The organism is Streptomyces sp. NPDC060205 (assembly GCF_042728395.1).
Lineage (GTDB): Bacteria > Actinomycetota > Actinomycetes > Streptomycetales > Streptomycetaceae > Streptomyces.
Genome location: NZ_JBHWZP010000358.1, coordinates 1 through 9027, shown reverse-complemented (window position 1 = coordinate 9027; position 9027 = coordinate 1). Strand labels below are relative to the sequence as shown.

Sequence of the window (9027 nt, the reverse complement as noted above, 5' to 3'; positions counted from 1 at the left end):
GTGTTCCCCGAGCCCCTAGAGGTATTCAGGGGCGCGGGGAACTGCGCAATCGGGGGTGTGGGGGCGGAGCCACCCGCGTCAGGGACGGGAATGGGCAGGGGCGGCGGGGGCGCAATCCTGGGTGCGGGTCCGTACCTCGCGCAGCGTCACCGACGCCAGCACCGCCGCGCCCAGCAGAAGCAGCACCCCCGCGCCCGCAGCCGCCTGCATCCCACTGGTGAACGCCTCCCGCGCGGCACCGACAAGCGCGTCCCCCGCCCGCGAGGGCAGCAGCTGAGCCTCGGCAAGCGCCGCCCCCAGCGTCTCGTGCGCCCCGGCCGGCGCGGAGGCCGGCATCTCGTGCCGGTACACGGCCGTCCCGATCGACCCCAGCAGCGCCATCCCCAGCGCGCCCCCGAACTCCGCCCCGGTCTCCAGGACCGAGGACGCGGTCCCCGCCTGCGGAGGCGGCACGGTGCCCAGCGCCAGGTCCATCATCTGGGACATCACGGTGACGATCCCGGCGGCGATGACGCCCGCCGCCGCGAGCACCAGCCACATCGAGTCCGTACCGGCGACCGTGAGCATCCCGTAGCCGCAGGCGGCGAAGACGAAGCCGCCGGCGACGACGTACGCCCGGTTCACCCCGCGCTGGACGAGCTGCGCGGCGACCGGCGCGGCGACCCCGACCAGCACCGTGGGCAGCAGGGCCCACAGCGCGGCCTCCATGGAGCTCTTGCCGAGCACCGACTGGAGGTACTGCGTGGTGAAGTACGCCGACCCCATCATGGCGAACGACGACAGCAGGTTCAGTGAGACGGCGGGCGTGAAGCCTCGGCGGCGGAAGAGCGCGGGCGGCAGCATCGGTGAGGCGGTGGTCCGCTGGCGGTGGACGAACAGCGCGGCGAAGAGCAGGCCGACGGTCACCGAGACGACGTACCGGACGTTCCAGCCCTCGGACGGGATCTCCTTGACGCCGTAGATCACCGGCAGGACCGCCGCCATGGACAGCGGCACGCTCAGCAGGTCGAAGCGGCCGGGCGACGGGTTCCTGGACTCCGGGAGCAGGAACGGGCCGAGGACCAGCAGGAGTGCCATCGCGGGCAGGTTCACCAGGAACACCGAGCCCCACCAGAAGTGCTCCACGAGGACGCCGCTCATCACCGAGCCGAGCGCGACACCGCCCGTCATCACCGCGGACCACAGGCCGATCGCCTTGGAGCGCTGGCCGGGGTCCGTGAAGAGCGTGCGGACCATCGCCAGGGTGGACGGCATCAGGGTCGCACCGCCGATGCCGAGCACCGCGCGGGCCGCGATCAGCGTCTCCGGGCTGTTCGCGTAGGCGGCGACCAGTGAGGCCGCGCCGAAGGCGGCGGCGCCGATCAGGAGCAGCTTGCGGCGGCCGACGCGGTCGCCGACCGAGCCCATCGTCATCAGCAGTCCGGCGAGCACGAAGGCGTACATGTCGAAGATCCACAGCTGCTGGGTGCCGCTCGGCTGCAGGTCGGCGCTGATCTGGGGGATCGCGAAGTAGAGGACCGAGACGTCCATGGACACCAGGAGCAGCGGCAGCATCAGGACGCCGAGCGCGGTCCATTCGCGGCGGCTGGCCCGGGGTCCGGACGGGGGCGCGGCCTCGGTGATCGGGCTCGGAGGGTGCGGCGGATTCGTCATGCCCTGGACTGTACGGGTGTATTACACGCGCGTCTAGTACGCATGTGTAATACGTGCGTCTGGGACACTTGTCTGTCGCGAGGGTAGGGTGACCGGCATGGGACACCGTGAGGATCTGCTCGAAGGCGCCAAGCGCTGCCTGCTGGAGAAGGGCTTCGCGCGGACGACCGCGCGCGACATCGTCAAGGAATCAGGGACGAACCTGGCGTCGATCGGCTACCACTACGGGTCGAAGGACACGCTGCTCGCGGAGGCGTACATCTCGATCGTCGAGGGTGTCTCCGACGACTTCGACGGTGCGCGGGAGCCGCGGGGTGCGGCCGGTTCGGATCCGGGTTCGCTGGAGCGGTTCCACGAGGTCTGGAAGAACGTCATCGCGACCATGCGCACACCCGGCTCGCCCTGGCATCTCAGCATGGAGATCGTGGCCATGGGCGACAAGCTGCCCGGGGTGCGCGCCCATCTCGCGAAGGCCCAGCGCGAAGGGGCGCGCGGCATCATCCCGATGCTGATGGGAGGCCTGGAGGAGGAGGTGTCCGACGACGACGTCGACACCCTGGGCAAGTTCTACATGACCCTGATGATGGGGCTCATCGCCCAGTGGACCTTCGACCCCGACACCGCGGCCGACGCCGACGAACTCACCGCGGGCCTGCGGAAGGTCATCGAGGCGACGCAGGGGAAGGTGCCGGGTCCGAAGGGGGCCCGGTGACCACGCCCGGCCGCTGGACCTAGAGGCGTCCCGCCTTGATCGCCATGTGCAGCAGCAGCCGGTCCTCGCCGTCGTCCAGGTCCAGGCCCGTGAGCTGTTCGACGCGGGACAGGCGGTAGTAGAGGGTCTGGCGGTGGATGCCCAGCTCCGCCGCGGCGCGGCCGGCCTGGCCCGCGCAGTCGAGGAACACCTCGGCGGTGCGGGCCAGTTCGCGGTGGGCGGGGGTGAGCAGGGGGCGCACGGCCGGGTCGTTCGCGGCGGCCGGGGACATCGTCGACAGCAGGCGGTACGGGCCGATCGACGGCCAGTGCGCGACCGGGCCCAGCCGGGGCTCGGCCAGGGCCGCGCGGGCGGCGGCGGAGGCCTCCTGCCAGGCGGTGTGGAGGTCGGCGAGACCGGTGCGGGGGACGGCGATCCCGGCCGCCGCCCGGCCGGTGCCCGGTGGGTTCCCGGCCCCCGCCCCGGGCCCGTTCTGTCCGGGCGGGGCGGACCCCCGTACCTCCTCGGCCCTCTCCAGGAGGCGGGCCGCCGCCGTCGTCGCCGGGGCGAGGACCTCGGGGGAGCGCAGCCGGACCAGCAGGGCCAGGCCCTGGTCGGCGGTGTTCCAGGGCAGGGCGCACAGCGCGGTGGCGCCGGGGATCGTCCGGACGGAAGGGGCGTCGTCGGGGTCGGCCGAGGGCCAGGCGGCCACGCAGAGCACGGTGTGCGGGCCCTCGCCGCGCGGGCCGAGGGCCGTCCGCAGTTCCGTCACCGCCAGTTCCCGCTGCCAGCCGCTGCCGGCGGTGAGCACGGCGCGCAGTTCGCGGCTGAGGTCGGCGCCGGCCTGGGCCTCGTCCGCGAGCAGGGCGCCGATGCGCGGGGTCACCTCCATGGCCGCGGCGAGCTGCCGGTCGGTGGGGCCCGGCTCGTCGGCCAGGAGCCACACATAGCCGAGCGCGACACCCCGATGGCGTACCGGGAGGCAGACGCGGCCCCGGTGGACGCCCGCCTCCGGGGTCGGCGGGATACGGACCGGGCCGGTCGCCCGCGCGATGCCGAAACTCTCGAACCAGGTGCGGACCGCCGCCGTGGAGCGGCGCGTGAGGATCGAGCGGGCGCGCACCGGGTCGAGCGCGGAGGCGTCCAGTTCGCCCTCGCTGTCGTACGCGCCGAAGGCGATCAGCTCGAAGTCGCGGTTCTCCAGTGTCGCGGGGGCGCCGAGAAGCTCCGAGATCTCGTCGACCAGGTCTTGGTAGTCACCCTTGAATTCGGCCGTCACCTGGGCATTGTGCCTCGTTCCCGACCGCCTTCATACATCTGTCTGAGATCGGCGACACGGATGCGTGACAGCTGTCGATGGCTGACGATCGGGTCAGTCCCTAGGTTTCACGGTGGTTCTCCGTCTACCGGCTTTCTGTGGAGGTGCCCCGTGCTGGGTCCCGTGATTCTCGCCGCCTCGCGCAGCGACCGGATGCGTCGTCTCGTCTCGGCGGCCCCGGTGACCAGGCCGGTCGTCGACCGCTTCATCCCGGGCGAGAGCGTCGACCAGATCCTGCCGATCATCCAGGACCTCACGGCCAAGGGCCTGGAGCTGACCATGGATGTCGTCGGCGAGGACATCACCACCCCCGAGCAGGCCGCCGCCGCCCGTGACGCCTACCTGGAGCTGATCGGCCGCCTCGCGGAACTCGGCCTCGGGACGCGCGCCGAGATGTCGGTGAAGCTGTCCATGTTCGGGCAGGCGCTGGAGGGCGGGCACGAGCTGGCGCTGGCGAACGTCCGCCCTGTCGTCGAGGCCGCCGCCGCCATCGGCACGACCGTCACGCTCGACGCCGAGGACCACACCACCCTCGACTCGATGTTCGCCATCCACGAGGAGTTGCGGAAGGACTTCCCCGAGACCGGCTGCGTCATCCAGGCCTACCTCTTCCGCACCGAGGCCGACGCCCGCCGCCTCGCCGCGAACGGCAGCCGCGTACGGCTCGTGAAGGGCGCGTACAAGGAGCCCGCCGAGGTCGCGTACCTGCAGAAGCCGGAGATCGACAAGGCGTACGTCCGGGTGCTGCGCATCCTCATGGAGGGCGACGGGTACCCGATGATCGGGTCCCACGACCCGCGCCTGATCTCCATCGCGCAGGAACTGGGACGCCGCGCCGGCCGCAAGATCGACGAGTACGAGTTCCAGATGCTGTACGGGATCAGGAGCGACGAGCACCTCAGGCTCGCCGCCGAGGGCCACCGCATGCGGGTCTACACGGCCTACGGCACCGACTGGTACGGCTACTTCATGCGGCGCCTCGCGGAGAAGCCGGCGAACCTGCTCTTCTTCGCCCGCTCGGTCCTCACCAAGGACTGAGCCCCGGGACACCTCAGCTCAGGACACCCCAAAACTTCAGCAAGGGGGCCGCCGAACCGGGCCCGAGCCCCGAACCACCCGCTCATCAAGGAGTACGGAACCCATGGACGCAGTGACCCAGGTCCCCACGCCCGTCAACGAGCCGGTGCACGGCTACGCCACCGGCACGCCCGAGCGCGCCCGCCTGGAGGCCAAGCTCAAGGAGCTGGCCGAGAACCCCATCGACCTGCCGATGACCATCGGCGGCGAGAAGCGGATGGGCGGCGGCGAGCGCTTCGACGTCGTACAGCCGCACAACCACAAGGCGCGGATCGGCACCTACGCGAACGCCACGAAGCAGGACGCCCAGGACGCCGTCGACGCGGCCCTCGCCGCCGCGCCCGCCTGGCGCGCGATGTCCTTCGACGACCGCGCCGCGATCATCCTGCGCGCCGCCGAACTGCTGTCGGGCCCGTGGCGCGAGACCCTCGCCGCCTCCACCATGCTCGGCCAGTCCAAGACGGCCCAGCAGGCGGAGATCGACTGTCCGTGCGAGCTGGTCGACTTCTGGCGCTTCAACGTCAAGTACGCCCGTGACCTGCTCGCCGAGCAGCCCCCGGCGAACTCGCCCGGCGTGTGGAACCGCCTCGACCACCGCCCGCTCGAAGGCTTCGTCTACGCGATCACGCCGTTCAACTTCACGGCCATCGCGGGCAACCTGCCCACCGCCCCCGCGCTCATGGGCAACGTCGTCGTGTGGAAGCCGTCCCCGACGCAGACCCACGCCGCCGTGCTGCTCATGCAGCTCCTGGAGGAGGCGGGCCTGCCCAAGGGCGTCATCAACCTCGTCACCGGCGACGGCATCGAGGTCTCCGGGGTCGCCCTGGAGCACCGCGACCTCGCGGGCGTGCACTTCACCGGCTCGACCAAGACCTTCCAGCACCTGTGGAAGACGGTCGGCAACAACATCGAGAAGTACCGCACCTACCCGCGCATGGTCGGCGAGACCGGCGGCAAGGACTTCGTCGTCGCGCACCCGAGCGCCGACCGCGCCGTCCTGAAGACCGCCCTGACCCGCGGCTCCTTCGAGTACCAGGGCCAGAAGTGCAGCGCCTCCTCGCGCGCCTACATCCCGGCCTCCATCTGGAACTCCGGCTTCAAGGAGGAGTTCGCGGCCGAGATCGACGGCATCACCATGGGTGACGTCACCGACCTGTCGAACTTCATCGGCGCCGTCATCGACGAGCGGTCCTTCGCCAAGAACAAGGCCGCGATCGACCGGGCCGCCGCGGACCCGACCTGCACGATCGTCGCCGGCGGCACCTACGACGACTCGGTGGGCTACTTCGTGCGCCCGACCGTCGTCGAGTGCTCGGACCCGGCCAACGAGGTCTTCACCACGGAGTACTTCGGCCCGTTCCTCGCCGTGCACGTCTACGACGACAGCACTCCCGAGGGCTACGACGAGATGCTGGCCCAGATGGAGTCGGTCTCGGACTACGCGCTCACCGGCTCGGTCATCGCGGGCGACCGCGCCGCCGCCGCCCACACGATGGAGAAGCTGCGCTACGCCGCGGGCAACTTCTACATCAACGACAAGTCGACCGGTGCCGTCGTCGGCCAGCAGCCCTTCGGCGGCGGTCGCGCGTCCGGCACGAACGACAAGGCGGGCGCCCCGCAGAACCTGATGCGCTGGACGCTGACCCGCGCCATCAAGGAGACCCTGGTCGCCCCGACCGACTACGCGTACCCGCACATGGGCTGAGACCGGACTCGTACATGAGTTGAGTTCCGCCCCTCCCGGACCGGGACGCCTCCGCACACGGACCGGCGTCCCCACCGAACCGCCCCCGCCCCGGAATCATCCCTCCGGGCCGGGGGCGGCGTGCGTGCGGGGGCCCACACGACGTGCCGGGCCGTCACGTCTTCCGGATGATCATCTTGCCCGTGTTGCCGCCCCGCAGCATCGACAGGAACGCCTCCACGATCCGCTCGAAGCCGTCGACGACCGTCTCGTCCAGCGCCAGCCTGCCGCCGAGCAGATGGGGGACGGCGAACGCGTACAGCTCCTCCTGCACGTCCCGGTGGTCGCTCACCAGGAAGCCCTCGATCCGCAGGCTCTTCTCGACGACGTCGGCGTGGTCGAAGAGGACGGGCGGCGCGTCCGGGGTGTTGTACTGGCCGACCGTGCCGATCCGCACCACCCGCCCGCGTCTGCGCAGGGCGCCGATCGCGGCGCCGAGGTGCTCGCCGCCGACGTTGTCGACGAACAGATCGATGCCGTCGGGCGCGGCTTTCGCCAACTGCCCGGCGACGGGGCCCTCGTGATAGTCGAAGGCCTCGTCGTAGCCGACCCGCTCCTTGAGGTACGCGACCTTCGCCGCCGAGCCCGCGCTGCCCACCAGCCGTCCCGCGCCGAGCAGCCGGGCGAGACGTCCGGTGGCCGTACCGACCCCGCCGGCCGCCGCGGAGACGAACACGTCGTCGCCCTCGCGCAGTCGCGCGATGCGGGTGAGTCCGACGTACGCGGTCAGGCCGGTGCCGCCGAAGAGGCTCAGGTGCGCGGAGAGCGGTACGCCGTCGTGGTGCGGCAGGCGGCGGGTCTCCGCGGGGCGTACGACGGAGTGGGTGCGCCAGCCGTGCCGGTGGAACACGATCTCGCCCTCGCGCAGCGCCGGGTCACGGGACGCGACGACCCGGCCCAGCGTGCGGCCCTCCAGCGGGGCGTTCAACTCGAAGTCCCCGTCCATCATTTCGCGGTGGTAGGGATCGACGGACCAGTACAGGTTCTCCACCAGGGCCGTGCCGGGCGCCGGTTCGGGCACCGCCGACTCGACGAACCGGAAGTGGTCCGGGGTGGGGAAACCGGTCGGCCGGGCGGTCTGCTGCACGGTGAGCGCCACATCGGTGGTGCCGGTCGGGGGGACGGTCACGGGGGTGGTCATGGACAGGGACCGTAGGCAGGAATGCGCCGGGCGGGCAGAGGGTTGCGCTCATGGAACGGCCGCACCCATGAGCGGCCCTCATGGCAGCAGGTGGGAGCCCTGATGCAGGCAGCCGATCTCGCGCCGCAGGAACTGCGGACCCTGGTGGCCGTGGCGGGCGAGGGCGGCTTCTCCGCCGCGGCCGTCGCGCTCGGCACGACCCAGTCCGCCGTGTCCCACGCGGTGCGCGGCATCGAGCGCAAACTCGGCGTGGTCCTCTTCGAGCGCGGTCGGTACGGCGCCCGGCCCACCCCCGCCGGGGCCCGTGCCGCGACCCACGCGCGACGCGTCCTGCGCATGCTGGAGACGCTCGCCGCCGAGACGCGGGGGGTGGGCGCGGGCCCCGACGGCGACGACACCGTCGCCGGGCCGCTGCGTGTCGCCGCGTTCCGCAGCGCGGCCCTGTATCTGCTGCCGCCCGCGCTGGAACGGCTGACCGCACGCCATCCGGGCATCGAGCCGACGGTACGGGTCGTACGGGAGGTCGGTCCCGGCACGGCGGGGGAGGTGGCCGAGGGCCGGGCCGACATCGGTATCGCCACCCTCGGCACGAGCACACCGGTACCGCCCGGACTGATCGGCGACGTGCTCCTGGAGGAGCCGTACTCCCTGGTGCATCCGGCCGGCCATCCCCGGCCGCGCTCACTGCCGCTGGTCGACTGGCGGGAGAACTGTTCCTCGTACACGCGCGGTTGGTGGGCCGGGCAGGACTGGATCCCGTGCGCGACGGTCCGGGCCGAGGACGACGGGGCGGTGCTCTCCATGGTCGGCAGCGGTCTGGGCATGGCCATCATGCCCGCGCTGTCCCTGACGGGCGCCCCGCCGACGCTGGAGATCACCGACCTCGGCCCGGAGCGCCCGACCCGCTCCGTGGGATACGTGACCACACCCGAACTCGCCACGACGCTCGCGGTCCGCGCGCTGATCAGGGAGCTGCGGGGGCTCGTGCAGCGTCCGCAGGCCGAAAGGTGAAAGCGCAGGTCAGAGAGGGGTGACCCGATCCGCCGTCTCAGATAGTAGGAAGTCCGACTAACTATGGAGACAGATGCGGAGTCCTCGCTTAGCTTTGAAGGAGCCGAACGTCTCGCTCGACCCAGCGAATGGCGGTCGTGAGCCGGAGCCCCTGGCAGGCAACCCCTGCGGCCCCGCTCCCCGCCTCTTCCGGCGTCTCGTAATCCCCTCACCCCACTTCCGGCGTCCGCTGCCGGAGGCAAGGAGCCGATGCATCATGGCCGAGACGACCGCCCGCCGAGTCCGTCACGTCTCCCGTACCAGCGAGTCCGAGCGCAAGAACGCCGCCGCCGCGCTCCAGCGCGCCCTCGACCGCCGGGACAACGGCGGCTCGACGGGCCACTGAGTCCCGT

General features: G+C 71.6%; 8 protein-coding genes. 5 read left to right on the top strand and 3 right to left on the bottom strand.

All coding sequences use genetic code 11. The features are described from left to right. Window positions 1-78: 78 nt before the first annotated feature. Window positions 79-1653 carry an MFS transporter gene (locus tag ACFWGJ_RS37650; protein ID WP_387333468.1) on the bottom strand — a complete coding sequence of 525 codons (1575 nt, stop codon included), beginning with the start codon at window positions 1651-1653 and terminating at the stop codon, window positions 79-81. A 97-nt stretch (window positions 1654-1750) separates the two neighbouring features. On the opposite strand from ACFWGJ_RS37650, the gene ACFWGJ_RS37645 reads away from it, so the two are divergent. Next, on the top strand, window positions 1751-2365 hold the full coding sequence (locus tag ACFWGJ_RS37645; RefSeq protein ID WP_387333467.1) for a TetR/AcrR family transcriptional regulator: 615 nt from the start codon (window positions 1751-1753) through the stop codon (window positions 2363-2365). Window positions 2366-2384: 19 nt separating this feature from the next. On the opposite strand, the gene ACFWGJ_RS37640 is transcribed toward ACFWGJ_RS37645, so the two are convergent. Further along, window positions 2385-3623 carry a PucR family transcriptional regulator gene (locus ACFWGJ_RS37640; protein ID WP_387333466.1) on the bottom strand — a complete coding sequence of 413 codons (1239 nt, stop codon included), beginning with the start codon at window positions 3621-3623 and terminating at the stop codon, window positions 2385-2387. 150 nt (window positions 3624-3773) lie between these two features. On the opposite strand from ACFWGJ_RS37640, the gene ACFWGJ_RS37635 reads away from it, so the two are divergent. Next, window positions 3774-4700 (top strand): proline dehydrogenase family protein, encoded by a 927-nt coding sequence (locus ACFWGJ_RS37635; protein ID WP_387333465.1) that lies wholly within the window; start codon window positions 3774-3776, stop codon window positions 4698-4700. A gap of 103 nt (window positions 4701-4803) precedes the next feature. Continuing rightward, window positions 4804-6444, top strand: coding sequence for an L-glutamate gamma-semialdehyde dehydrogenase (pruA, locus tag ACFWGJ_RS37630; RefSeq protein ID WP_387333464.1), 1641 nt, complete (start codon window positions 4804-4806; stop codon window positions 6442-6444). A 154-nt stretch (window positions 6445-6598) separates the two neighbouring features. On the opposite strand, the gene ACFWGJ_RS37625 is transcribed toward pruA, so the two are convergent. Then, on the bottom strand, window positions 6599-7624 hold the full coding sequence (locus tag ACFWGJ_RS37625) for an NADP-dependent oxidoreductase (protein WP_387333463.1): 1026 nt from the start codon (window positions 7622-7624) through the stop codon (window positions 6599-6601). A 102-nt stretch (window positions 7625-7726) separates the two neighbouring features. Between ACFWGJ_RS37625 and ACFWGJ_RS37620 the strand changes: the two genes are divergently transcribed. Both ACFWGJ_RS37620 and ACFWGJ_RS37615 read left to right on the top strand, forming a co-directional pair. After that, complete coding sequence (locus ACFWGJ_RS37620) at window positions 7727-8635, top strand: LysR family transcriptional regulator (protein WP_387333462.1); 909 nt, start codon at window positions 7727-7729, stop codon at window positions 8633-8635. Between the two features lie 256 nt (window positions 8636-8891). Beyond that, window positions 8892-9020 carry a hypothetical protein gene (locus ACFWGJ_RS37615; protein ID WP_387333461.1) on the top strand — a complete coding sequence of 43 codons (129 nt, stop codon included), beginning with the start codon at window positions 8892-8894 and terminating at the stop codon, window positions 9018-9020. Window positions 9021-9027 lie beyond the last annotated feature (7 nt).

Excerpts from the sequence above, each read along its gene's own strand:
- ACFWGJ_RS37650 (WP_387333468.1), bottom strand. The coding sequence starts at position 1,653 with ATGACGAATCCGCCGCACCCTCCGAGCCCGATCACCGAGGCCGCGCCC.
- ACFWGJ_RS37645 (WP_387333467.1), top strand. The coding sequence starts at position 1,751 with ATGGGACACCGTGAGGATCTGCTCGAAGGCGCCAAGCGCTGCCTGCTG.
- pruA (WP_387333464.1), top strand. The coding sequence starts at position 4,804 with ATGGACGCAGTGACCCAGGTCCCCACGCCCGTCAACGAGCCGGTGCAC.
- ACFWGJ_RS37625 (WP_387333463.1), bottom strand. The coding sequence starts at position 7,624 with ATGACCACCCCCGTGACCGTCCCCCCGACCGGCACCACCGATGTGGCG.
- ACFWGJ_RS37620 (WP_387333462.1), top strand. The coding sequence starts at position 7,727 with ATGCAGGCAGCCGATCTCGCGCCGCAGGAACTGCGGACCCTGGTGGCC.
- ACFWGJ_RS37615 (WP_387333461.1), top strand. The coding sequence starts at position 8,892 with ATGGCCGAGACGACCGCCCGCCGAGTCCGTCACGTCTCCCGTACCAGC.